General features: G+C 64.4%; 25 protein-coding genes. 15 read left to right on the top strand and 10 right to left on the bottom strand.

The genetic code is table 11. The features are described from left to right. Positions 1-138: 138 nt before the first annotated feature. Both LB523_RS13835 and LB523_RS13830 read right to left on the bottom strand, forming a co-directional pair. The gene (locus tag LB523_RS13835) at positions 139-1,176 is read right to left on the bottom strand and encodes a zinc-binding dehydrogenase (protein ID WP_224603290.1); all 1,038 of its coding nucleotides are present in this window, start codon (positions 1,174-1,176) and stop codon (positions 139-141) included. Positions 1,177-1,181: 5 nt separating this feature from the next. Further along, positions 1,182-2,423: an acyl-CoA dehydrogenase family protein gene (locus tag LB523_RS13830; protein ID WP_224603288.1), complete on the bottom strand. Its 1,242-nt coding sequence runs from the start codon at positions 2,421-2,423 to the stop codon at positions 1,182-1,184. Between the two features lie 118 nt (positions 2,424-2,541). Between LB523_RS13830 and LB523_RS13825 the strand changes: the two genes are divergently transcribed. From LB523_RS13825 to LB523_RS13800, 6 genes are all read left to right on the top strand, one after another. Beyond that, positions 2,542-3,357, top strand: coding sequence for an SDR family oxidoreductase (locus LB523_RS13825; protein WP_224603285.1), 816 nt, complete (start codon positions 2,542-2,544; stop codon positions 3,355-3,357). Positions 3,358-3,408: 51 nt separating this feature from the next. Then, positions 3,409-3,888 carry a MaoC family dehydratase gene (locus tag LB523_RS13820; protein ID WP_095766281.1) on the top strand — a complete coding sequence of 160 codons (480 nt, stop codon included), beginning with the start codon at positions 3,409-3,411 and terminating at the stop codon, positions 3,886-3,888. Further along, positions 3,885-4,922, top strand: a complete 1,038-nt coding sequence (locus tag LB523_RS13815) for a phosphotransferase family protein (RefSeq protein WP_224603283.1) — start codon at positions 3,885-3,887, stop codon at positions 4,920-4,922. The genes LB523_RS13820 and LB523_RS13815 overlap by 4 nt, the downstream gene beginning before the upstream one ends. An 18-nt stretch (positions 4,923-4,940) precedes the next feature. Beyond that, entirely contained in the window at positions 4,941-5,717 is a 777-nt protein-coding gene (locus tag LB523_RS13810) for an SDR family NAD(P)-dependent oxidoreductase (protein WP_224603282.1), read from the top strand. A gap of 148 nt (positions 5,718-5,865) precedes the next feature. Beyond that, the gene (locus LB523_RS13805) at positions 5,866-6,510 is read left to right on the top strand and encodes a TetR/AcrR family transcriptional regulator (protein WP_095766278.1); all 645 of its coding nucleotides are present in this window, start codon (positions 5,866-5,868) and stop codon (positions 6,508-6,510) included. A gap of 167 nt (positions 6,511-6,677) precedes the next feature. Continuing rightward, on the top strand, positions 6,678-6,908 hold the full coding sequence (locus LB523_RS13800; RefSeq protein ID WP_224603281.1) for a DUF680 domain-containing protein: 231 nt from the start codon (positions 6,678-6,680) through the stop codon (positions 6,906-6,908). A gap of 88 nt (positions 6,909-6,996) precedes the next feature. On the opposite strand, the gene LB523_RS13795 is transcribed toward LB523_RS13800, so the two are convergent. The 5 genes from LB523_RS13795 to LB523_RS13775 form a co-directional block, all read right to left on the bottom strand. After that, entirely contained in the window at positions 6,997-7,221 is a 225-nt protein-coding gene (locus tag LB523_RS13795) for a hypothetical protein (RefSeq protein WP_224603280.1), read from the bottom strand. A 72-nt stretch (positions 7,222-7,293) separates the two neighbouring features. Continuing rightward, positions 7,294-7,878: a sarcosine oxidase subunit gamma gene (locus LB523_RS13790; RefSeq protein WP_224603277.1), complete on the bottom strand. Its 585-nt coding sequence runs from the start codon at positions 7,876-7,878 to the stop codon at positions 7,294-7,296. After that, entirely contained in the window at positions 7,871-10,864 is a 2,994-nt protein-coding gene (locus LB523_RS13785) for a sarcosine oxidase subunit alpha (protein WP_224603275.1), read from the bottom strand. The genes LB523_RS13790 and LB523_RS13785 overlap by 8 nt, the downstream gene beginning before the upstream one ends. Beyond that, positions 10,861-11,157, bottom strand: coding sequence for a sarcosine oxidase subunit delta (locus LB523_RS13780; RefSeq protein ID WP_140541913.1), 297 nt, complete (start codon positions 11,155-11,157; stop codon positions 10,861-10,863). Before LB523_RS13780 ends, LB523_RS13785 begins: the two co-directional genes overlap by 4 nt. 86 nt (positions 11,158-11,243) lie before the next feature. After that, positions 11,244-12,497, bottom strand: a complete 1,254-nt coding sequence (locus LB523_RS13775; protein ID WP_224603273.1) for a sarcosine oxidase subunit beta — start codon at positions 12,495-12,497, stop codon at positions 11,244-11,246. A 203-nt stretch (positions 12,498-12,700) separates the two neighbouring features. On the opposite strand from LB523_RS13775, the gene LB523_RS13770 reads away from it, so the two are divergent. The 7 genes from LB523_RS13770 (at position 12,701) to LB523_RS13740 (ending at position 18,246) form a co-directional block, all read left to right on the top strand. Continuing rightward, the gene (locus tag LB523_RS13770) at positions 12,701-13,069 is read left to right on the top strand and encodes a YrdB family protein (protein ID WP_224603271.1); all 369 of its coding nucleotides are present in this window, start codon (positions 12,701-12,703) and stop codon (positions 13,067-13,069) included. Positions 13,070-13,170: 101 nt separating this feature from the next. Beyond that, entirely contained in the window at positions 13,171-13,929 is a 759-nt protein-coding gene (locus LB523_RS13765; protein WP_224603269.1) for an SDR family oxidoreductase, read from the top strand. A 110-nt stretch (positions 13,930-14,039) separates the two neighbouring features. Then, positions 14,040-14,426: an SET domain-containing protein gene (locus tag LB523_RS13760; RefSeq protein ID WP_224603267.1), complete on the top strand. Its 387-nt coding sequence runs from the start codon at positions 14,040-14,042 to the stop codon at positions 14,424-14,426. Between the two features lie 179 nt (positions 14,427-14,605). Further along, positions 14,606-14,872, top strand: a complete 267-nt coding sequence (rpsU, locus tag LB523_RS13755) for a 30S ribosomal protein S21 (protein WP_027165252.1) — start codon at positions 14,606-14,608, stop codon at positions 14,870-14,872. Between the two features lie 132 nt (positions 14,873-15,004). After that, positions 15,005-15,856 carry a tetratricopeptide repeat protein gene (locus tag LB523_RS13750; protein WP_224524038.1) on the top strand — a complete coding sequence of 284 codons (852 nt, stop codon included), beginning with the start codon at positions 15,005-15,007 and terminating at the stop codon, positions 15,854-15,856. Positions 15,857-16,080: 224 nt separating this feature from the next. Beyond that, positions 16,081-16,557, top strand: coding sequence for a DUF992 domain-containing protein (locus LB523_RS13745; RefSeq protein ID WP_140541919.1), 477 nt, complete (start codon positions 16,081-16,083; stop codon positions 16,555-16,557). Between the two features lie 222 nt (positions 16,558-16,779). Further along, the gene (locus LB523_RS13740) at positions 16,780-18,246 is read left to right on the top strand and encodes an MFS transporter (RefSeq protein ID WP_224603265.1); all 1,467 of its coding nucleotides are present in this window, start codon (positions 16,780-16,782) and stop codon (positions 18,244-18,246) included. 48 nt (positions 18,247-18,294) lie between these two features. Here the strand turns inward: LB523_RS13740 and coaBC are convergent, their stop codons facing one another. The 3 genes from coaBC to ubiE all read right to left on the bottom strand — a co-directional run bounded on the left by coaBC (position 18,295) and on the right by ubiE (position 22,237). Continuing rightward, positions 18,295-19,770 (bottom strand): bifunctional phosphopantothenoylcysteine decarboxylase/phosphopantothenate--cysteine ligase CoaBC, encoded by a 1,476-nt coding sequence (gene coaBC / locus LB523_RS13735; protein ID WP_224603263.1) that lies wholly within the window; start codon positions 19,768-19,770, stop codon positions 18,295-18,297. 72 nt (positions 19,771-19,842) lie between these two features. Beyond that, on the bottom strand, positions 19,843-21,417 hold the full coding sequence (gene ubiB / locus LB523_RS13730) for a 2-polyprenylphenol 6-hydroxylase (RefSeq protein ID WP_095766267.1): 1,575 nt from the start codon (positions 21,415-21,417) through the stop codon (positions 19,843-19,845). A gap of 43 nt (positions 21,418-21,460) precedes the next feature. Beyond that, a complete protein-coding gene (ubiE, locus tag LB523_RS13725; protein ID WP_224603262.1) occupies positions 21,461-22,237 on the bottom strand; it encodes a bifunctional demethylmenaquinone methyltransferase/2-methoxy-6-polyprenyl-1,4-benzoquinol methylase UbiE in 777 nt (258 codons plus the stop codon). Positions 22,238-22,405: 168 nt separating this feature from the next. Between ubiE and LB523_RS13720 the strand changes: the two genes are divergently transcribed. Both LB523_RS13720 and upp read left to right on the top strand, forming a co-directional pair. Further along, the gene (locus LB523_RS13720; protein ID WP_224603261.1) at positions 22,406-23,380 is read left to right on the top strand and encodes an adenosine deaminase; all 975 of its coding nucleotides are present in this window, start codon (positions 22,406-22,408) and stop codon (positions 23,378-23,380) included. A gap of 172 nt (positions 23,381-23,552) precedes the next feature. Further along, a complete protein-coding gene (gene upp, locus LB523_RS13715) occupies positions 23,553-24,182 on the top strand; it encodes a uracil phosphoribosyltransferase (protein ID WP_224603260.1) in 630 nt (209 codons plus the stop codon). Positions 24,183-24,343: the final 161 nt, after the last annotated feature.

The following is a 24,343-nucleotide window of genomic DNA, read 5'->3' as shown; positions in this document are numbered from 1 at the left end:
ATCCGAACGTGGCTGTTACCGGCGCGAGGCAATGACGGCGCGACAGCGGCTTTTTTCCGCCGCTGTCGGGCCGATCACAGCTTTGTGTTCAAGGCTTTGGTCTGGTCTGAACAGCTGCGATCGGGCGCTCGGATTGCCTCACGGCCTGATGAACACCTTTCCATTTGGCTTGGCGAGCTCGGCCGGCAGCCTCGCCATCGCTTCGTCGAGCGGCACGACCGCGGTGACGTCGGTCGACCAGCGTCCATCGGAAAAGCGCTTCTGCGCTTCCAGCACCGCCGGGCCCAGCCTGTCGCGGAACTGGCGCATCCATTCGGCCAGCCAGAACCCTTCGACGCGCTTGTGCTGGAAGATCAGTTGGCCGGGCTCGCGGATCACCGTCGGCTCGGCGTCGAGCCTTCCATAGACGATCCAGCGCGCGCGTTTCGGCATGGCATTGAAGATGGTCGAAGCCAGCGGGCCGGTGACCGCGTCGAGGAAGATGCGCGGCTGCTCGGCCTTCATCGCCTCGCGCAAGACCGCCTCGAAATCCGCCGCTTTCTCGTTGAGCACATGGGCGGCGCCGAGCTCCTTCAGCGGCGGAATCTGCTCGTCGCGACGCACGGTGACGATCGGACGGAAACCTTCCTCCTTCGCTAGGCCGATGATCAGCTTGCTGAGCTGGCTGGCGCCCGCGGTCATGATGAAGGATTTTTCGCCCTCCTCTCTGACGATGTCGAACATGGCCAAGGCCGTCAGCGGATTGACGATCATCGCGGCGCCGTCCTCGTCGCGCACGGTGTCGAGAAGCGGAATGCAAGACGCGGCCTCGGCAACCGCATAATCCGCCCAAGCGCCCCAGTTCGACACGCCGGTGGCGAAGGCCACGCGTTTCCCTGCAAGGCTCCTTGCATAGGGATCGTCGCCCGTGGCGACGACGATGCCGACGCCTTCGAAGCCCGCCGGCCGGCCCTTTACCCGCGGCTGGCCGTACTGGCCCTTGATGAAGGCGATGTCGGACGGGTTGACCGAGGCGAGGCTGACCTTGATCAGCGCCTGCGAGGGACCGGGCGCCGGCACCGCGATGCTGCCGGGCTGGAGGTAAGGCTCCATCGCCTCCAGCGCGGCCGCCGAGGGCGTCCTGGTGTAACCGTCGCCGACAAGCAGCAGACCCTGCATTTGCGAAGGAAGCGTCATGGCCGTCAGACCTTTTCCTGCGTGTATTTCTTCAGTTCCGTGCGCGCCACCTGCCGCCGGTGCACCGCGTCCGGCCCGTCGGCCAGCCGCAATGTCCTCAAATGCGTCCACGAGCGGGCGAGCGGCGTGTCCTGGCTGATGCCTTGCGCACCGAACATCTGGACTGCCTCGTCCGTGACCTTCAGCGCGACGCGCGGCGCCACCACCTTGATCTGGCTGATCCAGGGCGCGGCCGCGCGAGCGTCCCCCTGATCGATCATCCAGGCAGCCTTGAGGCATAAGAGCCTCGCCATCTCGATCTCCATCCGGCATTCGGCGATGATGTCGAAATTGGCGCCGAGCTTTGCCAGCGGCTGGCCGAAGGCCTCGCGCCGCACCGAGCGTTGGCACAGCATCTCCAGCGCCATCTCGGCCTGGCCGATCGCGCGCATGCAGTGATGGATGCGGCCAGGCCCCAGCCGCCCCTGCGCGATCTCGAACCCTCTGCCCTCGCCGAGGATCAGGTTCGTCGCCGCCACCCGTACATTGTCGAATCTCAGATGCATATGGCCGTGCGGCGCGTCGTCGTCGCCATAGACCTGCATGGGCCGCAGCTTGGCGATGCCCTTGCTGTCGGAGGGCACCAGGATCATCGAATGCCGGCGATGCTGCGGCTCCTCGTCCGATCCCGTCCTGACCATGACGATATAGATGGCGCAGCGCGGATCTCCCGCTCCGGAAGCCCACCATTTTTCGCCGTTCAGCACATAGTCCTCGCCTTGCCGCTCGCAGCGCATCGAAATGTTGGTGGCGTCCGAGGAAGCGACGTCCGGCTCGGTCATCAGATAGGCCGAGCGTATTTTCCCTTCGAGCAGCGGCTCCAGCCAGTCGCGCTTGTGCGCTTCCGAGCCGTATCGCTCCAGCACCTCCATGTTGCCGGTGTCAGGCGCCGAGCAGTTGAAGGTCTCGGCGCCGAGATGCGCCTTGCCCATCTCCTCCGCCAGATAGGCGTATTCGACGGTGGAAAGGCCGTAGCCGCGCTTGGAATCGGTGAGCCAAAAGTTCCACAGGCCGCGCTCGCGCGCCGTCTTCTTCAAGCCGTCCAGGATTTCCGTCTGCCTAGCGGTATAGGCCCAGCGGTCGCCATTCCTGCCGACTTCGGCGAGGAACTCTTCGCCGAGCGGCGCGATCTCGTCGCGCACCATCGCCGCCACGCGCTGATGGAGCGGCTTCAGCCGCTCGGTCATGCCGAGATTCATGTCCGCCATCGCTTCCGGCCTTTCCGAAGATAAACCTTTACCCGTGGCAAGGATGACCGTACTTCGGCTAGCCTTGTCAACGCGAGTCCTTGGGCGAGTCCCGGCCGGCCTGATGCGGAGAAACACGATGAGCTATCTGGACAAGCTGTTCTCGGTCGCCGGCAAGACTGCGCTGGTGACGGGTGCGGCGACCGGCATCGGCCGCATGGTGGCGACCGGGCTGGTGCGCGCCGGCGCTCAGGTGATGATCGCCTCGCGCAAGGGCGAGGATTGCGCAAAAGTCGCCAACGAATTGAACGCGCTCGGCGGCTCCGGCCATGCCGAGGGCTTTGCCGGCGACGTGTCCAGCGAAGCTGGCATCGCGGCACTGGTCGCCGAGGTCAAGGCACGCACGGAACGCCTGCACGTCCTGGTCAACAATGCCGGCATTTCCTGGGGCGCGCCGCTGCAGGATTTCCCCTACCATGCCTGGGCCAAGGTGTTCGGCGTCAACGTCACCGCCGTCTTCCATTTGACGCGGGAGCTCTTGCCGCTTCTCGATGCCGCCGCGAGCGACGAGGATCCTGCCCGCGTCATCAATCTCGGCTCGGTGATGGGCACCCAGCCGCTGGCCGACGACGCCTATTCCTACGCCGCCTCGAAAGCGGCGGTGCATCATTTGACGCGCACGCTGGCGATCGAGTTCGCCGCCCGCCGCATCACCGTCAACGCCTTTGCGCCCGGTCCTTTCCAGAGCCGCATGACGGCCTTTGCCACCGCGACCGAGGAGCAGGCGAAACATGTCGGTAACCATGTTCCGCTCGGCCGCATCGGCGTGGCGGATGACATTGCCGGCGCAACGCTTTATTTGTGCAGCCGAGCCGGAAGCTATGTCACCGGCGCCATCCTGCCTATCGACGGCGGCCAGTCGGTGCAGCATGGCATGACTTTGTTCAAGGAATAAGGTGCCCGGTTCGAGGAATCGCGGTCCGGGCGGGTTGCGGAGGACATCAGTGTGGAACCGATCAGTCTCGATACGCTTCTGGCAAGCGTCGGCAAGGAGGTCGGCGTCTCGCCCTGGCGAACGGTGACGCAGCGCATGATCGACCAGTTCGCCGATGCGACCGACGACCACCAGTTCATCCATTGCGATCCTGAGCGCGCCGCGCGCGAGACGCCGTTTGGCGGCACCATCGCGCATGGCTTCCTGTCGCTGTCGCTTTTGTCGGCAATGACCTTCGAGACCATGCCGCCACTGGAAAACAGCAAGATGGGCGTCAACCACGGCTTCGACACGCTGCGTTTCCTGGCGCCGGTGAAGACGGGTTCGCGCATCCGCACCCGCTTCGTGCTGGCGGACGTCAAGGTCAGGCCGTCCGGCTGGGTGCAGACGGCGCATGACGTGACCATCGAGATCGAAGGCTCGAAGAAGCCGGCGCTGACGGCGCGCTGGCTGACCTTGACGCTGATCGAGCGCCAACCCGAGAACGCATGAGCGGCGAGGCCGGTGCCATAGACCAGGCGGCCCTTGCGCCCTACCTCGAGGCGCATATCCCGGGTTTTGCCGGCCTGTCGGCGATTGAAAAATTCAAGTCCGGGCAGTCCAATCCGACCTATCTTTTGACAGCCGCCAGCGGCCGCTACGTGTTGCGCGCCAAGCCGCCGGGACAGTTGCTGAAATCCGCGCATCAGGTCGACCGGGAATTCCGGGTGATGCAGGCGCTTGCCGGCACGGCGGTGCCGGTGCCGCGCATGCTGCATCTTTCCGGCGAAGACTCCCCGATCGGCCGCATGTTCTACGTCATGGAGTTCCTCGACGGCCGCATCTTCTGGGATCCGTCACTGCCGGACGTATCCGGCAATGACGAGCGCGCCGCGATCTACGATGCCATGAATGCGACGCTCGCCGCCTTGCACGATATCGATGTGGACGCCGTCGGACTTGGCGATTTCGGCCGGCCCGGCAGCTATTTCGAGCGCCAGCTCGCGCGCTGGGCCAGCCAGTACAAGGCCTCCGAAACCGAAACCATAACAGACATGGACAGGCTGATTGCCTGGCTCGAAACGCATATGCCTGCCGATGACGGCCGCGTCTCGCTTGTCCATGGCGACTACCGGCTGGACAACATGATGTTCGCGCCGGGCGCGCCGAAGATCATCGCGCTGCTCGACTGGGAGCTGTCGACGCTCGGGCATCCCTTCGCCGACCTTGCCTATCAATGCATGCAATGGCGTCTGCCGCATGCCTCGGGCTTTCGCGGCCTCGGTGGCATCGACCGCGCCGCTGCCGGCCTGCCTTCCGAGGAAGCCTATGTCGAGGCCTACTGCAGACGGCGCGGCATCGAGAAGATAGACAACTGGACCTTCTTCCTCGCCTTCTCCTTCTTCCGGCTGGCGGCGATCTGCCAGGGCGTCTACCGCCGCGCGCTGGACGGCAACGCCTCCAATCCGGAAAAGGCAAGGACCTACGGCCAGGCGGTAAAACTGCTCGCCGCGCTCGCGGCGGAACTGATTGACGAGAACAGCTGAACGCGGAGAAGCCCGGCAATGGGCCGTTTCGATGGGATGACGGTGCTGATCACCGGCGCGACCGGCGGTCTCGGCAGCGGCGCGGCAAAGGCCTTCGCCGCGGAAGGGGCACGGCTCATTCTGTCCGACCTCGACGAGTCTGCGCTTGGCGATTTCGCCGCAACGCTCGACGCCGAGACGGCTCACCTTGCCGGCAACATCGCCGACGAAAAGCTCTCGGAGGATCTGGTGAAGCTGGCCGTGCAAAAGTTCGGCCGGCTCGACATCGCCGTCAACAATGCCGGCATCGTCCACTCCTTCGTACGCCTGCCGCAGGTCACCTCGGAGGAAGCGCGCCGCGTGGTGGAGGTCGACCTGCTCGGCGTCTTCTATGCCATGAAACACCAGATTCCTCAGTTGGAACGGCAATTCAGGGAAAGCGGCAAGGGCGGCGTCATCGTCAACATCGCCTCGGTCGCCGGCCTCTCAGGCGCGCCGAAGCTTTCGGTCTATGCCGCCGCCAAGCACGGCGTCGTCGGGCTGACGCGCTCGGCTGCCGTGGAATACGCCAGCAAGGGCATACGCATCAACGCGGTCTGCCCGGCCCACACCCGCACCGCGATGGTCGACGGCTTCGTGCGTTTCACCGGAGCGCCCGAGGCCGAAGCGATGGCCGAGCTCACGCGCGGCGTGCCGATGAAGCGTGTCGGCGAGGTCGACGAGATCACCACCGGCATCCTGTTCCTCGCCGACCCGGCCAATTCCTTCATGACCGGCCACGCTCTGGCGCTCGACGGCGGCATTGGCGCCATCTGAGCAATTTCAGGAAAAGTGCCTTAACGGTTTTCCGTCCGCAATTGCGTTAGGACGGAGAGTGCACGCAAGGGAACTGGAGGCGCCCTTGTCCGTTTCCGTACAGCGTATATAATTTCGTCAGGCAACCAATCACAAAGGCAAGCGTATATTGGCGCTAAGCGTTCAGAAACGCCGCGAAAAACAGAAGGCGGAGCTTCGCTCCGAACTGGTCGCGGCGGCTCACAAGCTGGTCCAGGAAGAGGGCTATGAGGGCCTGACCATCCGCAAGCTGGCCAAGCGGGTCGGCTACGCGCCGATGTCGGTCTATTCCTATTTCGCCGACAAGCAGGACATTCTGTTCGCGCTCGCCGAGGACGCCTTCGAAACGCTCGCCCGCCGCATCGAGGAGCACCCCGCCGACGATCCGATCGAGGCGCTCAAGGCGGTGATGACCGAATATGCCGCCTTCGGGCTCGGCAATCCCAATGAATACCGCACCGTCTTCATGACCGAGAAGACCAAGCTGCCTGAAGGGCGCAGCTACGCGGACATGGAAGAAGGCAATCCGGCCATGAAGGTGCTGATCAAACGCGTCGAGGCCTGCGTTGCCGCCGGCAGGCTCAAGGGCGACCCGCGCGCCATTGCCACCATGCTGTGGACCGTAGGCCACGGCACGATTTCGCTCTTGATCACCTTTCCCTTCTATCCGTTCGGCGACGCCCAGGCCTATGTGAAGCGCATGTGCGATTTCACGCTGGCGGGCTTGCAGGCGCAGGATATTCCGCCGCTGACCGCGACGCCCGTCAACTGCTGATCTCTTGATCGTCGGCTTGCACCGCTTCGCTTGATTTGCGGCGCCGAATTCCTGTGTTCAAAAAAATTTGTCGTACACGTACAGATTCCTCCTTGAATTCCGACTCTATTAACCGTATTTGTACACCGTATCGTACATGTACGAAAAAGATTGACTGGAGACGGAAAATGAAGAAGACCATCCTTGCTCTCGCCACCGTGCTGGCTTTCTCGGGTACCGCTTTCGCTGGCGCAAGCCAGCCGGCCAAGCACGCCCCCGCGGCTTGCGCTCAGACCAACGCCAGCGTGAAGCTCGACTGCACCCCGACCGGTTCGGTGGAAAAGGGCGACGCCAACAAGACGACGAAGAGCCCGCGGCTCGGCATCGATGTCAGCCCCTGGTTCGTGCCCGGCCTCTGAGCACTATTGGCAAGACTTCGAACGAAAACGGGCGGCATTTGGCCGCCCTTTTTCGTTTCTGCCCGCGCTCCTGAGGACCTGCTCGAGCCTATCTCTTGCGCGGTTTCGTTCCTGCCGCGGTCTTAGCCTTATTCTGCTTTGCCGGTCCGCCGGGAATGGAAGTGCTGGTGATCGATACCGGGTCGCTGGCGGGAAATGTGTCCTCGAGGCCTTCCTCGAGTTCCTCTTCCTCGACCTCGTGGCGCCGCTCCTGCTCCAGCGAGCGGACTGCAGCTGTCTTCTTGGATGACTTCGGCGCGGATTTGGACGGCATCGGCAATCTCCCTCGCAAGCCGCAGAAACGACATGGACTGGCGATGGTTCCTTGAAACCGACGCCGCGAAGCTCAGTTCGCCGCGTCGACCGCCGCTTCCGACAGCAGAGTGAAGACATAGTCCGAGAAGGAACGCCAGCATTCCACCCGGAACGCATCGGCCGCGCTGCGCAGCAGCACGATCTCGGATTTGCCGAGAATGGTGCGCGAGGCAGCACCGACCGGGAAAACCTCGAGCGATAGGTCCTGCGGACAACCCGAATTGACCGTCGCCGCGGCGGCAGGTCCGACAACGGAAATCCCGACATTGCGGTGCGAGATGCCGACCGCCGAATGCAGCATTGTCACCTTGGCGCAATCGGCGAGCGGATCCTTGCCCGCCTCGTCGATGATCATCCATTCGTCGGGCCCGAGCCACAGCGCCGTGCGCCCGTCCTTGGTCGCCGAAGTCTTGGGCTTTGTCGGCAGCGTGAGGCCGAGCGCCTTGGAAAGCGCTGCAAGGGAAGCCTGGGGGGCGCGCAGCGAGATGCGTTCAGCCGGCGGCAGCATCTCGACCTTGACGCCCGGCGCCGACAGCGTGCGGCCGGCAAGCGCGGGCCGACGCTCGACGGAGGTGGAAGCAGCAGCGGCTTTTGTCTTGGCAGCGGCCTTAGCCATTGAGGCGTTCTCCCTTCTCGTCGACGAACACCATGCCGGTGACTTCCACCTCGATCGTGCCGTTCGGCATCGGCACATAGAGCGTCTGGCCCATGCGGTCGCGGCCGCCGGCGACGAGCGCCAGCGCGATCGAGCGACCGCAATTCTCCGACCAGTAGCTGGAGGTGACGTGGCCGATCATCTTCATCGGGATCGCCTGCTTCGGGTCGGCGACGATCTGCGCGCCCTCTTCCAGCACGACCTTCGGGTCCTTGGTCTTCAGGCCGACCAGTTGCTTGCGGCCCTTGGTTACAAGGTCCGGCCGGGTCAGGCCGCGGATGCCGACGAAATCGGTCTTCTTCTTGCCGACCGCCCAGTCGAGCCCGGCATCGTTCGGTGTGACTGTGCCGTCGGTATCCTGGCCGACGATGATGTAGCCCTTTTCGGCGCGCAGCACGTGCATCGTCTCGGTACCATAGGCGGTCGCGCCATGCTTCTGGCCTTCGGCCCACAGCGCTTCCCACACAGCCTCGCCGTAATCGGCCGGCACGTTGACCTCGAAGCCGCGCTCGCCAGTGAAGGACATGCGGAACAGCCTCGTCGGTACGCCGCAGATCCTGCCCTCGCGCACCGACATATGCGGCATCGCCTCGTCCGACATGTCGATGCCTTCGACCAGCGGCGCGATGATGTCGCGCGACTTCGGCCCCTGCACCGCGATCACCGCCCATTGTTCGGTGATCGAGGTCAGCCACACATTGAGATGCGGGAATTCGGTCTGGAGGTAATCCTCCATGTGGTTCATGACGCGCGGTGCGCCGCCGGTCGTGGTCGTCACGTGGAAGCGGTCCGGCGCCAGCCTGCCGACGACGCCGTCATCATAGATGAAGCCGTCCTCGCGCAGCATGATGCCGTAACGGCAGCGGCCGGTTTCGAGCTTCTCCCACGGATTGGTGTAGAGCAGTTCCATGAACTTCGCCGCGTCCGGCCCGACCACCTCGATCTTGCCGAGCGTGGAGGCGTCGAACAGGCCGGCGGCCTTGCGCACCGTCACGCATTCGCGGTCGACGGCGGCATGCATGTCCTCGCCCGCTTTGGGGAAATACCAGGCGCGCTTCCAATGGCCGACATCCTCGAACACCGCACCTTGCGACGCGGCCCAGCCATGCGTTGCCGTGCGGCGGGTCGGGTCGAACAAGGCGCCGCGCGCGTGGCCGACGATCGAGCCGAACGTCACCGGCGTGTAAGGTGCCCGGAAGGTGGTGAGGCCGACCTGCGGGATCGGCTTGCCGAGCGTCTCGGCGGCGATCGCCAGGCCGTGCATGTTCGACGTCTTGCCCTGGTCGGTCGCCATACCGTTGGTGGTGAAGCGCTTGACGTGCTCGATCGAGTGCATGCCTTCATGCACCGCCTGGCGGATGTCCTTGGCAGTGACGTCGTTCTGGAAATCGACAAAGGCCTTGACCGTCGTGCCCGGGCCGGCACCGGGCGCGGCGCCCAACATACCGCGCGACCAGTTCTCGCCGGCGTCGACCTTGGGCTTGGCGCCCTTGCCAACCTTGCCGTCGGCCTCCTTCGCCGCCTTGGCGCCCGCCGCGTAAGCCTCGTCAACTGAGGCGGCCAGCCCGTCGGTACCGTTGCAGGCGCCGACCGAGACGCAGTCCTGCGCGTAGGTGCCCGGCACGAAGCGCTTGGTCTCGTCGTTGAAGGCGACCTTGCCGCGCGATTGAGAGAACAGATGCACCGATGGCGTCCAGCCGGCCGACATGAGGATCGCGTCAACCGGGATGGTCCGCTCGCCGCCACCATTCTTCGGCTGCACGGTCATTGACGACACACGCAATTTGCCGCCGGCGCTGACCACCGCGCGGCCAAAATTGATCTCGATGCCGAGCGCCCTCGCCTCGTCGATCACCGGTCCGGCCGGGTTGTCGCGCAGATCGACGATCGCCGCGATGTTGATGCCGGCCTTCTTGAGATCGATCGCGGCGGCGTAGGCGGAATCGTTGGCCGTATAGACGCCGATATTCCTGCCGACCGCGACGCCGTAATGGTTGAGGTAGGTGCGCGCCGCCGAAGCGAGCATCACACCCGGACGGTCGTTGTTGGCAAACACCATGTGGCGCTCGATGGCGCCAGTGGCGATCACGACGCGCTTGGCGCGAACCTGCCACAGGCGTTCTCGCGCAAGCTCCCGGCCCGGGCTCTTGAGATGGTCACTGACCCGCTCGACCAGTCCGACGAAGTTCTGCGCGTAATAGCCGAAGGCGGTCGTGCGCGACAGCACGCGCACATTGTCCATCGCCTTGAGCTTCGCGATCGCCGCTTGCGCCCAGGCATAACCGTCCTGGCCGTCGATCCTGGCGCCGCTCTCGAAGCGCAGGCTGCCGCCGAATTCGGCTTGCTCGTCGGCGAGGATCACCCGCACGCCGGTTTCGGCCGCGGCGAGCGCGGCCGCGATGCCGGCGGCGCCGCCGCCCAGCACCAGCACCTCGCAATGCGCGTAGCGCGCGGCATAATGGTCGGGATCCGGCTTGTCCGGCGAAACGCCGAGGCCCGCGGCAGCGCGGATCTTCGGCTCGTAGAGATCCTTCCAGGCCCATTTCGGCCACATGAAGGTCTTGTAGTAGAAGCCGGCCGAAAACATCGGTGATGCGATGTCGTTGACGGCGCCGACGTCGAAGGCAAGCGACGGCCAGCGGTTCTGCGAGTTGGCCGTCAGCCCGTCATAGAGCTCCTGCACTGTCGCCCGCACATTCGGCGTCTTGCGCGCATCGTCGCGCACGATCTGCACCAGCGCGTTGGGTTCTTCCGCGCCGGCCGACAGGAAGCCGCGCGGACGGTGATATTTGAACGAGCGGCCGACCAGGTGCACGCCGTTGGCGAGCAGCGCCGAGGCCAGCGTGTCGCCCTCTATGCCGATATACGGCTTGTCGTCGAAGCTGAAGGAGGCAGTCTTCGCCTGGCTGAGGCGACCGGCGCCGGAAATGCGGAACGCGGCGTTCATTTTGAGGCTCCGGGCAGCTTCGCGGGCTTCGGCTCGCCGGCCTTGTAGGTCATGACGAACCTGTCGGTGACCGTATCGCGCACCGCGTTGAAGAAGCGGGCGCAGCCATGGATGTGCCGCCAGCGCTCATAGATGACGCCTTTAGGGTTGGCGCGGATGAAGAAGAATTTCTCGAAATCGTCGTCGCTCTCGGCGGCAATGTTGGTCGGGCGCGCAATATGCGCCTCGCCGGCATTGCGGAACTCGAGTTCCGGGCGCTCTTCCTCGCAATAGGGGCAGCGGATGAGAAGCATTTTCGGTGGATCCTACAACTCGCCATGGCCGACGCGGGCGCCGGCCGGTTGATCGCAAAGCGGCTTAAGGGTCATTTGGCCCATCGTCAGTGTGCCACAGCCGCCGCGGCGGCCTCGTCGATGAGACGTCCCGTGCGGAAGCGCTCAAGCGTGAAGGGCGCGTTGATCGGGTGCGGCTCGTCCTTGGCGATCGTGTGCGCGAAGACGTTGCCCGAGCCGGGCGTCGCCTTGAAGCCGCCGGTGCCCCAGCCGCAATTGACGTAGAGGCCCTGGACCGGTGTCTTCGCCAGGATGGGCGAGCGGTCGGGGGTCACGTCGACGATGCCGCCCCAGGAGCGCAGCATCTTCATGCGGGTGAAGATCGGGAACATCTCGCAGATGGCGTCGAGCGTGTGCTGCAATATGTGCAGGCCGCCGGTTTGCGAATAGGAGACATACTGGTCGGTGCCGGCGCCGATCACCAGCTCGCCCTTGTCGGACTGCGAGATATAGGCGTGCACCGTGTTCGACATCACCACGCAGGGCACCACCGGCTTGACCGGCTCCGACACCAGCGCCTGCAGGGGATAGCTTTCGAGCGGCATGCGCACGCCCGCCATGTTCATGATCACGGAGGAATGGCCGGCAGCGACCACGCCGACCTTCTTGCCGCCGATGAAGCCGCGCGTCGTCTCTACCCCGCTCACAGCGCCATTGGCCGCGCGCTTGATGCCGGTGACCTCGCAATTCTGGATGATGTGCACGCCGCGCGCCGAAGCGCCGCGCGCATAGCCCCAGGCGACCGCGTCATGACGCGCCGTGCCGCCGCGGCGCTGCAGCGCGGCACCCATCACCGGATAGCGCGCCTCCCTGGAGATGTTGAGCGGCGGACAGAATTCCTTCGCCTCTTCCGGCGTCAGCCATTCATTGTCGATGCCGTTGAGGCGATTGGCATGGATATGGCGCTTGAACACCTGGACGTCATGCACATTATGCGCCAGCATCATGACGCCGCGCGGCGAATACATGACGTTGTAGTTGAGCTCCTGGCTGAGCCCGTCCCAAAGCTTCAGCGCATGGTCGTAGATGCCGGCGCTCTCGTCATAGAGATAATTGGAACGGATGATGGTGGTGTTGCGGCCGGTGTTGCCGCCGCCGAGCCAGCCCTTTTCCAGCACCGCGATGTTGGTGATGCCGTGCTCGCTCGCCAGATAATAGGCCGTCGCCAGGCCGTGTCCGCCGGCGCCGACGATGATGACGTCGTATTCCTTCCTCGGCTCGGGCGACGTCCACTGCTCTTCCCAGCCTCTGTGGCCGCGCATCGCCTCGCGGGCAATGGCGAATACCGAGTATTTCTTCACGTTAAGCCTCGCGCCAAAAATCGCGGATGTCGTTCGGGCCTCTCCCGTCACGCGAGGTGTATCACTAGCGAAACCGCGTCGCCATCCTTGCGCTGTTTGCGACGGCGCTTGCCGTTTTGCGCCACGGTCAAAACGAAGCGTCTGCTCTGGCTTCCGAGATTCCGTTCGGCGACACTCCTGCCGCGTGATGCTGGAGGACGACAATGGGTAATGCCTGGTGGAATCTGAGCCTGCGCTTCCTGCTGGAACTTGCAGCGCTGCTTGGGCTCGGCATGGTCGGCTGGAGCTTTGCTGTCGGTTTCAGCCGTTGGATTCTTGCCATCGCCTTGCCGCTCGTCGCGGCGGTGCTGTGGGGCACTTTCGCCGTGCTCAATGATCCGAGCCGGTCGGGTCGAGCTCCGGTGCCTGTGCCCGGCGCCCTCAGGCTGGCGCTGGAACTCGTCATCCTGTGCGGCGGCGCCGCGGGATTCTGTCTGACTGGTCACGTGGCCATTGGCATCATCATGGCTCTGCTGATTGCCTTCAGCTACGTCTTCTCGCTGGATCGGCTGGCTTGGCTGTTGCGGCAGTAGGGCAATGCGCCTTTGCCGGTTTCGGGTGGCCACCGTAATCCTCATCTGCGACCAAGCATCCAACAGTCGGCAAGCCCGGTACAGAGGAAGGATGCAAAGACATGTTCACCCTAACAAACAAGGTCGCAATCGTCACCGGCGCGAGCTCCGGCATCGGCCGCGCCACCGCCAAACTGTTTGCCGAGCAAGGCGCAACCCTGGTCGTCGCGGCCCGGCGTCAGGCCGAGCTCGACGTGCTCGTCGACGAGATCGAAGCGGCCGGCGGCACGGCAGCCGCGCTTGCCGGCGATGTAAGGGACGAGGCCTATGCGAAGGCGGTCGTCGAATTCGCCGTCGCAAGGTTTGGCGGCCTCGACATCGCCTTCAACAATGCCGGCGCCGTCGGTGTGATGGGACCGGTGACCGATATGCCGCCAGCCAACTGGCACGAGACGATGGACACCAATCTGACCAGCGCCTACCTCGCCGCAAGGCACCAGATACCGGCCATGCTGGAGCGCGGCGGCGGCTCCCTGATCTTCACCTCGAGCTTCGTCGGCTACACCGCCGGCATGCCGGGCATGGCGGCCTACGCCGCTGCCAAGGCCGGACTGGTCGGCCTGACGCAGGTGCTCGCTGCCGAATACGGTCCGCAAGGGCTGCGCGTCAACGCACTGCTGCCCGGCGGCACCGACACGCCCGGCGCAACCACGACCACGCCCGAGGCGCGCGCTTTCGTCGAAGGCATTCATGCTTTGAAGCGCATGGCGCAGCCGGAAGAGATCGCCCGCTCCGCGCTTTACCTTGCCTCGGATGCGTCGAGCTTCACCACCGGAACCACGCTGTTTGCCGATGGCGGTGTCTCGATCAACCGGACATGATCTATTTTGGCAGACGACAGACATGCCCATCCGCCAAAATGTTGGCGATGCGGCCTTGCATTCCCGTCCATTTTGACGATTTTCGTTCCCGTCGAAATCGGACCGGAACGATGCTGCTGATCAGAACCTATGTTGCCCAGAGCGCCATCGAAGGGGTCGGGGTCTTCGCCGCCGAGCCGATCCGTAAGGGCGCTTCGATCTGGCGCCTCGATCCGGATTTCGACCGGCTGATCCCGATGGAGAAATATGAGGCGGCGCCGCCGCATCTGCGCGAGTTGCTCGACCGCTATGCCTATCCGAGCCCGGACAAGCCCGGCTTCATGGTTTATGAGGTGGACAATGGCCGCTTCATGAACCATTCGGAGCGGCCGAACACGGATTTCTCGCAGTATGGCGGCGCCACAGCCATTCGCGACATCGCTGCAGGCGAGGAAATCACCTGCGATTATGGTGAGTTTTTCGAGGACTTTGCGCGCCACCATCTGGCGACCGCGTAGCGCGAGCGAACATGCGGGCGCAGCGCTCGGGTTTTTGATCGCCGTTTCGCGCAATCGGAGGTGGACATCCCAGCCTGATTCTGCTATCAGCCGCCACAATTCGCGGTGCAATTCGCCGCGGAGGCATGTCAGCTATGGCTGTTTGCCTAATGATTTCAAACCCGAAGACAGGATTGCCCGTGCAGGTACTCGTCCGCGATAACAACGTTGATCAGGCGCTTCGCGCGCTGAAGAAGAAGATGCAGCGCGAAGGTATTTTCCGCGAAATGAAGATGCGCGGTCACTACGAGAAGCCGTCCGAGAAGCGTGCCCGCGAGAAGGCCGAGGCCGTGCGCCGCGCCCGCAAGCTGGCCCGCAAGCGCGCCCAGCGCGAAGGCCTGCTGCCGATGACCCCGCGCCCGGCTCCGGCTGGTGCCGCCGGCGCATCGCGCTCGCCGCGCTCATAACGCCTATTTTTCGTCCTTTTCGAAGGATACCGAAGGTGGCGCGATGCGGAATCGCCGCCACCTTTTTGTTTATGTATTGGAGCCGGTTCGGAGAGGGAACGGACTGACGGCGCTGCGGCAGTGAGGACAAAGATGAACGCAATTACCGTGGAGCGCAAAACCGCTTTTCGCGGCTTCGCCCTGACGGCGGCCCTGCTTTCGGGTCTGACGCTTGCAGCATGCCAGACGACCCCGACGGGCGAGTTCAACTCGATCGACAAGGCGCAGGCGTCGAGCGAGAACATCTCCTCGCTTTCGGCGGTCATCCAGCGCAATCCGCAGGATCCCGAGGGCTATAACGTGCGCGGCTCGGCCTATGGCCGCGGCGGCCAGTACCAGGCGGCGCTCAAGGACTTCAACCAGGCGATCCAGCTCAATCCGAACTTCTACCAGGCCTATTCGAATCGCGCGCTGATCCAGCGCTTCCTCGGCAATCAGGAAGCCGCTTTGGCCGACTACAACCGCTCGATCCAGATCAACGCCAACTACGACGCAGCCTATATCGGCCGCGGCAACCTCTACCGCAAGGCGGGCCGCACCCAAGATGCCTTCAACGACTTCCAGAAGGCGATCCAACTCGACACCACCGATGCCCGCGCCTACCACAATCGCGGCCTGATCTATCAGAGCCAGGGCCAGCACAAATTCGCCATCGAGGATTTCTCGACCGCGATCTCGCTGGCGCCGGACGCCGCCGAGCCCTACAACGGCCGCGGCCTCTCCTATCTGGCGACAGGCGACGAGGACAACGCCTTCTCCGACTTCAACATGGCCATCAAGCTCGACGGCAAGAACGCCGAGGCCTGGGCCAACCAGGCGCTGATCTACGAAAAGCGCGGCGACAAGGGAAGGGCCGCCAAGTCCTACCGCGAGGCTGTCCACCTCGACCCCAACTACCAGCCGGCCAAGGACGGTCTGTCGCGCACCGGCGGCAACGCCAGCTGATCTCAAGCCGACGCCGGAAGGGTGTATTGCACGGCGCTTGGGCGTCGTTCCCGGTCGCCGTCGGCGGCCGCGATGATGCGCTGCGGAGACGCCGATAGCGATCCGTTAACCGCCCAGGGCAATGCGTTAACCCTTGCCATGTTCGCGTCAAAGTTTCGGCGGAACGCTCCGTGCACCTCGATCGTTTAAGCCGGGGCCAAGATTTTCGCGAAAGGGACTTTCCAATGATCAAGACACTTGCCTGTGCCGCTGCCGCGCTTGCCGCCACGGTCCTCGCTTCTCCGGTCAGCGCCGGCACGCTCCGGCTCGGCACGCTCGATTGCACCATCGACGGCGGTGTCGGCTATGTCATCACGTCGAACAAGGGCGTCTCCTGCGTCTTCCGCCCCTCCCACCACGGCCCAGCCGAGATTTATACCGGGATGATCTCCAAGCTCGGCGTCGACGTCGGCAAGACGCATCAGGGCCAACTCGTCTGGGCGGTGCTTGCCGCCACCCGCAGCCATGACGCGGGCGATCTCGCTGGCAGCTATTACGGCGTCAACGCCGAGGCGAGCGTGGTGACCGGCGGCGGCGCCAACGTCCTGGTCGGCGGCCTGGACAGCGCCTTCATGCTGGAGCCGCTCAGCGTCCAGGCACAGACCGGCCTCAACCTGGCCGTCACCGTAGCGTCGCTGGACCTCGTCCACTCCTACAAGTGAGCCCTCGGCTTTTCAAATTCATTGCGCCGCACTCGGCCCGGAACATCTGTTCCGGGCCGAGTGCTTCGGAAAGCCCTTCGGCGCAAATGGTGGCTTGCCTCGAAATCCGCGAAAAAGCCTCTTGAGCTCAACTGCGCTTGAGGTTTTACAAGCCCTGCCGAACTAGATCTTGCCCCTCGTTCGCAACGCTGATGAGGTGCGCAAAACAAGCAGGAGATCGGCGTGACGGCAGCGAGCGGCAACAAGGTGGCCAGCAACAGGGTGGCCAGCAACAGGGTGGATTGGCGGGCGCTGTGGGCAAGCGGCGATCTGGCGCGCTTCTGCTTCGTCAGCCTCGGCATCCTGCTGCATGCCACCAACGAAACAATGGTGGCGACGGTGATGCCGGCCATGGTCGGCGAACTGGCGGGCGTGCAGCTGGTCGGCTGGTCGCTGGCGATCTACGAGCTCGGCGCGATCGTAGCCGGCGCCGCTGCGGGCCGGCTGGTCAGTTATGTCGCCCTGCGCTCCAACATGGTGGTCGCCGCCCTGCTCTATGCGACCGGCGCGCTGATCTGCGCCGCGGCGCCGTCCATGCCCTTGTTCCTCATCGGGCGTCTGGTCGAAGGGCTTGGCGGCGGCGCGCTGGTATCGCTGGCCTTCGTCTCGGTCGAGCGCCTGTTTCCACGCAACATCTGGCCGCAGCTCTTCGGCATCATGTCCGCGATCTGGGGCGTCGCCGCCTTCAGCGGCCCGATGCTCGGCGCTCTCATGACCGAATACCTGTCGTGGCGCTGGGCTTTCGGCGTATTCACCTTCGGCGGCGCGGCGATGGCGCTGGCAAGCTTCGTCGTGCTCGACACGCCTGAAGCGAGGAAGCCGCAGGCGAGCGGCGGCAAAGCACCGCCCTTTCCCTATCCCGCGCTTGCCTGTCTCGCCCTCAGCGTCGTGCTGATCGCCGCCGCCGGCATCGATATCGCCCTGTTGCGCTCGTCGCTGCTCCTCTTCCTCGGCTTGACCGGCCTGGCGCTTTTCTTCCGCGTGGATGCGCTTAGACCGCAATCCCGGCTCTTCCCGTCGCCTCTGTTTTCATGGCGCTCGCCGCTTGGCAGCGGCATGACGATGGTCGCGGCTTTCTCGGTGGCGACCTGCACCTTCACCATTTACGGGCCGCTGCTTCTGACCACGTTGCACGGCATTCCGATCCTGACCACCGGCTACATCATCGCCGCAGAATCGATCGCCTGGTCGATCCTGTCGATTCTTGTCGCCAATGCACCGCTGGAGCGCGAGAGGCTGATCATCGTCGTCGGCGCCTTGATGATCGCCTCCGGCCTCGCCGGCTTCGCCTACACAATCCCGGCAGGCTCGATCCCGCTGATCCTGCTCTGCGCCCTTTTGCAGGGCGGCGGCTTCGGCGTTTGCTGGCCCTTCCTCACGCGCGTCATCGTCGCCTCGGCCCGCGACGGTGAGCAGACCATCGCCTCGGCCGCCGTGCCGACCATGCAGCGCATCGGCTATGCGGTAGGCGCAGCGCTTGCCGGCATCGTCGCCAATGCCAGCGGCTTCTCGGAAGGTCTGAACCGTGAAGCGGCCGCAGGCGTCGCCGGCTGGCTGTTTCTCGCCTTCGTGCCCCTCGGCGTGTTCGGCTGCCTGGCGGCGCTGAGGATATTTTCAGCGACAAACCGGCCGAGATTGGCAGCGGGTTGACGGGGATGTCAGGGCGGCCGCGGCCGAAGTGCCGCTTGCCGCTCGGTCTCAGACGACGACTGTCTGCTGCAGCCGCTCCGCAATCAGCGCGGCGAGCCGCGCCGCCACTTCGTCCTTGCCGATTTCCGGCCATTCCTCGACACCGGTCCTGGAGACGATGCGCACCTTGTTGCGGTCGCCGCCCATCACGCCGGATGGACCGATGCCGCTTTCGTGCGAGACGTCATTGGCGACGATGAAGTCCGCGCCCTTTTTCTTGAGCTTCGCCTCGGCATTGGCGATGAGGTCCTGTGTCTCTGCGGCAAAGCCGACGACGAGTCCGGGCCGCTGAACGTGATGGCCGATGCCGGCGAGGATGTCGGGGTTCTCGACCATCCGCAGCGAAGGCGGTCCCTTGCCCGCAACCTTCTTAATCTTCTCGCCGGCGGCGTTTTCCGTGCGCCAGTCGGCGACGGCGGCAACAAACACGGCGGCATCCGCCGGCAGCAGGCTCTCGACCGCTTGCTTCATCTGCGCGGCCGTTTCGACGTGGGTGGTCGCAACACCGGCCGGATCGGCGACGGTGACCGGGCCGGAGACAAGCCTGACATCGCCGCCGAGCTTAGCCAAGGCGGCCGCGATGGCATGGCCCTGCTTGCCGGACGAGCGGTTGGCGATGTAGCGCACCGGATCGATCGGCTCATGCGTTGGGCCGGAGGTGACGATGATCCTGCGGCCGGCAAGCGGTTTCGGCTTCTCGTCGAGCATCGCCTCGATCGCGGCGACGATCTCCAGCGGCTCGGCCATGCGGCCCTCGCCCACTTCATTGCTTTCGGCCATCTCGCCCTTGGCGGGGCCAGCAAAGGCGACGCCGTCCTTCTGCAAGGTCGCCCGATTGCGCCGCGTTGCCGGATGCCCCCACATCTTCGGGTTCATCGCCGGCGCCATCAGCACCTTCTTGTCGGTGGCCAGAAGCACCGTCGAGGCAAGGTCGTTCGCATGACCGTTGGCGAGCTTCGCCATCAGGTCCGCGGTTGCCGGCGCAACGACCAGCAGGTCGGCCTCGCGCGACAGCCTGATATGGCCGACATCGTGCTCGTCATTGCGGTCGAACAGCTCGGTGAAGACGTGGTCGGCCGAAAGCGCGCCGACCGACAGCGTGGTGACGAATTCCTGCGCAGCCGACGTCATCACCACCCGCACCGAAGCGCCCCGCTCGCGCAGCCGCCGGATCAGGTCGAGCGCCTTGTAGGCCGCGATGCCGCCGCCGATAATGAGCAGGATGCGCTTGCCGGAGAGCGAGCCTCGCGAAACTGATTTGGCGGATGCGGCGACAACTGGCACCGCCTGCCCCTTTAAGCCTGTCAGCGCACGCAGCTTTTCTTCGATCTGCCCGATACGGTCGGCCTGCCCTGCCCGGCCTTCGACCGCGGCGCGTATCATTACCCGGGCCTGCTCCTCCATCGAGCAGCCATTTTCGGCCGCGAGTTGCCGGAGCAGGTCCTTCACCTCGTCATCCAGATTGCGGATCGTGATGCTGGCCATGTGATTGCACTCGCATGAGGTAGCGCTTGCAATGATAGCAATGCAATCAACCGGCGACAAGCCGCATGGCGGTCAGAGCAACTTCCAAGTGATATAGACCAGCGTCAGCGCGATCACCCACAGCGCCACGCGGCCGGAGCGGGTGTGGCGCGCTTCTGCTCTCCCTATCGCGCGCGCGGTCGCTTCGTCGAAGCGCAGGCCGTTTTCCGCCATCAAATCGATCTCGCGTGACAGCCGCTCGGTGCGGGCCACAAGATCCGGCGCCTGCCTTGCCAGCGACACAAGGGCTCTGCCCGCGTCGCGCGCGTCGGTGAGCATGCCGCGCGGGCCGAGATTGCCCGCGATCCAGTCGCTGACCACAGGCTCGGACGTCTTCCACATGTTGAAGGCCGGATCGAGCGTGCGGGCGACGCCTTCGACAACCACCATGGTCTTCTGCAAAAGCACCAGCTCGGTCCGCGTCGCCATATCGAACAGCTCGGTGACTTCGAACAGCAGCGTCAGCAGCTTCGCCATCGAGATGGTTTCCGCCGACTGGCCGTGGATCGGCTCGCCGATGGCGCGGATCGCCTGCGCGAAGGCCGAGACATTGTGTTGGCGCGGCACGTAGCCCGCCTCGAAATGCACCTCGGCGACGCGCTGATAGTCGCGCACGATGAAGCCGTAGAGGATCTCTGCTAGGAAGCGTCGCTCCTTCTTGCCGAGCCGGCCGGCAATGCCGAGATCGACCGCGACGATGGTGCCGTTCGCCTCGACGAACAGATTTCCAGGATGCATGTCGGCATGGAAGAAGCCGTCGCGCAACGTGTGCCTGAGGAACGACTGGACCAGATTGGCGGCGATCGCCTTGAGGTCGTGGCCGGCGTCGGCAAGACCGGCGAGATCGTTCATCTTGATGCCGTCGATCCACTCCATGGTGAGGACATCGCGGCCGGTCCGCTCCCAGTCGACCGCCGGCACGCGGAAGCCCGGATCGTCCTTGGTGTTCTCGCCGAGTTCGGAAAGCGCGGCTGCCTCGAGCCTCAGATCCATCTCGATTCTGGTGGTCTGTGCCAGCGTCTCGGTCACTTCGACCGGGCGCAGGCGACGCGACGCGGGGATGTATTTCTCCTGCAGGCGGGCGGCAAGGAAATAGCTTTCGAGATCCTGGAAGAAGCGATGCCGCACGCCGGGCCGGATAACTTTCACCGCCACCTGCGAAGCGCTACCCTCGCGCACGATTTCGGCGCCGTGCACCTGCGCGATAGAGGCCGCCGCCACCGGTTCGCCGAAGCTCGAATAGAGATCGTCGATCCTGCGACCGAGCGAGGCTTCGATCGCATGGACCGCCTCCGCTCTCGGGAAGGTATGCATCTTGTCCTGCAAAAGCGCGAGGTCCAGCGCCATGTCGTTGCCGACGACATCGGGCCGCGTCGCCAGGAACTGGCCGAGCTTGACGTAGGAAGGTCCGAGCCGCACCACCGCCCGCGCCAGCCTGTCGCCCCGCTGATAGCTCAGCGCCCGGCGGCGGGTGAAAAGCCGCGCCACGCGCCAGCCGAATTTCGGCATTCCGGAAAGCTCTTCGCCCGGCAGCGCCGCGACGACGCCCTCGCGGACCAGCACCCAGCCGGCCCTGGCGAGCCTGAAGGCGGCAGCGACGCTGCTCATAGCTCTGCCTGCTTCAAAGCGGCCTGCTGCAAGGCGCCGCGCCTCAAAGCTTCCAGCCGGAATGAAGGGCGGCGATGCCGCCCGAATAGTTGCGGAAGGTGACGCGGTCGAAGCCGGCGCGGGTGATCATTGCTGCGAAATTCTGCTGATTGGGGAACTTGCGGATCGATTCGACGAGATAGGAATAGGGCTCGCCATCGCCGGTCACCGCCTTGCCGATTTTGGGGATGGCGTTGAACGACCAGGCCTCATAGGCCTTGTCGAGCAGCGGCATGTCAACCTCGGAGAACTCCAGGCACAGAAACCGTCCGCCCCGCTTCAGCACCCGATAGGCTTCGTCAAGAGCGACCTCGATGCGCGGCACGTTGCGTATACCGAACGCAATCGTATAGGCATCGAAGCTGTCGTCCTCGAACGGCAATTCCTCGGCATTGGCCTCGACGAAGTCGGTGTTTGCGGCAAGCCCCAGCTTCTCGGCGCGGTCGCGGCCGACGGCCAGCATCGAGCCGTTGATGTCGAGCACCGTGGCATGGGCCTGGCGCTGGCTGGCCTCGATGATGCGAAAGGCGATATCGCCGGTGCCGCCGGCAACATCGAGCACCTTCCAGCCTGCCTTTTTGGGAGGATTCAGCCAGGCGACCATCGCGTCCTTCCACAACCGATGCAACCCGGCCGACATCAGATCGTTCATCAGGTCGTATCGATTGGCCACCTTATGGAAGACGTCGTTGACCAGGGGCTGCTTCTCGCCTTCCCCGACCTTCCTGAAACCATAGGAGGTTTCCATGCCGCCCGCGGCCGTGGTTCTCTCAACCGACATTATTTTGATCCGCCATAAAACCGGCGGGACCATAGCCGATCGATGGTGCCGACGCTATTGTCCAAGGCGCGGTTTTCGGCCGCGCCTTCAAAACCCGGCAGGGAAAGGCCACGCATGATTTTCCGGCCAGAATCTGCGCGAGAGCAGCATATCGGACGGGATGACCGCATGATTTTGAAGGCCGAACTGCACTGCCACATCGAAGGGGCGGCGGCGCCCGAGCTCGTCGTCGCCCAGGCCCGCAAATACGGCAAGGACCCTTCGCCCTACATCCAGGACGGCTCCTTCGTCTGGCAGGACTTCACCTCGTTTCTCGCGGCTTACGATTTCGCTTCCGACCTGTTTCGCACGGAGGAGGACTATGCCCGCCTCGCCGACTACTATCTGACCAGCCTCGCCCGCGACGGTGCCATCTATTCCGAGATTTTCACCTCCCCGGACCATGCCAAAAAGGCCGGCCTGTCGCCAAAAGCCTATACGGATGCGCTGGGCGAAGGCATGGCCCGCGCCAAGGCCAAGACCGGTATCGAGGGCCGCATGATCGTCACCGGCGTGCGCCATGTCGGGGTCGAGGCGATCGAGCAGGCGGCGCGCTTCGCGGCGCGCTGCGGCCACCCGCTGGTGACCGGTTTCGGGGTCGCCGGCGACGAGCGCATCGGCGATTTCGAGGACTATGTCCGCGCCTTCGAGATCGCGCGCGAGGCGGGCCTCGGCATCACCATCCATGCCGGCGAGTTGATGGGCTGGGAAAGTGTGGCGGCGGCTCTCGACCACATCCGCCCCTCCCGCATCGGCCACGGCGTTCGCGCCATCGAGAATCCGGACCTGGTCCGCCGCATCGCCGCCGAAGGCGTGGTGCTGGAATGCTGCCCGGGCTCCAATATCGCGCTGAAAGTATTCGACAGCTTCGCCGACCATCCCTTTCCGGCGCTGCGCGCAGCCGGCTGCAAGGTGACGCTCAACTCCGACGACCCGCCCTACTTCTGGACCTCGTTGAAGCGCGAATACGATATCGCCGCCGAGCATTTCGCCTTGAACGACAAGGCGCTCGCCGGGATCACCAGAACGGCCATCGAAGCGGCCTTCGTGGACAAGAAGACCAAGGCGATGCTGCTAAGCCGGTTGGACGCGAAGGTGCGGTGAGTGAGTAGGGGAGTAGTCGGTAGTCAGTAGTTATGCATTTGGCCGAGCGCGCATAGAGCGGTTGAAGGCAGGAGCTTTCCCCGAGGCGAGGACTCGCAAATCGGCTCACTATTCACTACTCACTACTGACTACTGACTACTGACTACTACCCCGAACCAGTCGGAGCACATCATGCAGGGCGTCACCGTCGTCGACCATCCCCTCGTCCAGCACAAGCTGACCATCATGCGCAAGAAGGAGACCTCGACGGCCGGCTTCCGGCGGCTGCTGCGCGAGATTTCGCTGCTGCTCGGCTATGAGGTGACCCGCAATCTCGAACTGACCACGACCATGATCGAGACGCCGATCGAGGAGATGGAGGCACCGACGCTGGAAGGCAAGAAGCTGGTCTTCGCCTCGGTCCTGCGCGCCGGCAACGGCCTGCTTGAGGGCCTGCTCGACCTGGTGCCGGCCGCACGCGTCGCCCATATCGGCCTCTACCGCGACCACGAGACGCTTGAAGCGGTCGAGTATTTCTTCAAGGCGCCGAGCGATCTTGCCGACCGCCTGGTGATCGTCGTCGATCCGATGCTGGCCACCGCCAATTCGGCGATCGCGGCGATCGACAAGCTGAAGGGACGCGGCGCCACCAACATCCGTTTCCTCTGCCTGCTGGCAGCTCCGGAAGGCATCGAGCGCTTCACCAAGGCGCATCCGGACGTTCCGATCTTCACCGCCTCGATCGACCGGCAGCTGAACGAAAAGGGCTACATCATGCCCGGCCTCGGCGATGCCGGCGACCGCACGTACGGGACAAAGTGAGCGCCCTTCTTAACCGGCTGTTTACGCAAGCTTGCGGTTCCCGCACGCGTTAAAGTCGTGCACACCATGCCGGGCTTAGGGATGCTGCTTCGGGAGCAATTCCAGGAAAGGTGCGAGGCGGTTTTCCGTTCGGAATTGCTCCAAAAACAAAGAGCGGTTCA

This window comes from Mesorhizobium sp. ESP-6-4 (assembly GCF_020164735.1).
In the GTDB taxonomy this organism is placed as follows: Bacteria; Pseudomonadota; Alphaproteobacteria; order Rhizobiales; family Rhizobiaceae; genus Mesorhizobium.
Note: the sequence above shows the minus strand (reverse complement) of the source record. Positions and strands in the feature narration are given on the sequence as shown.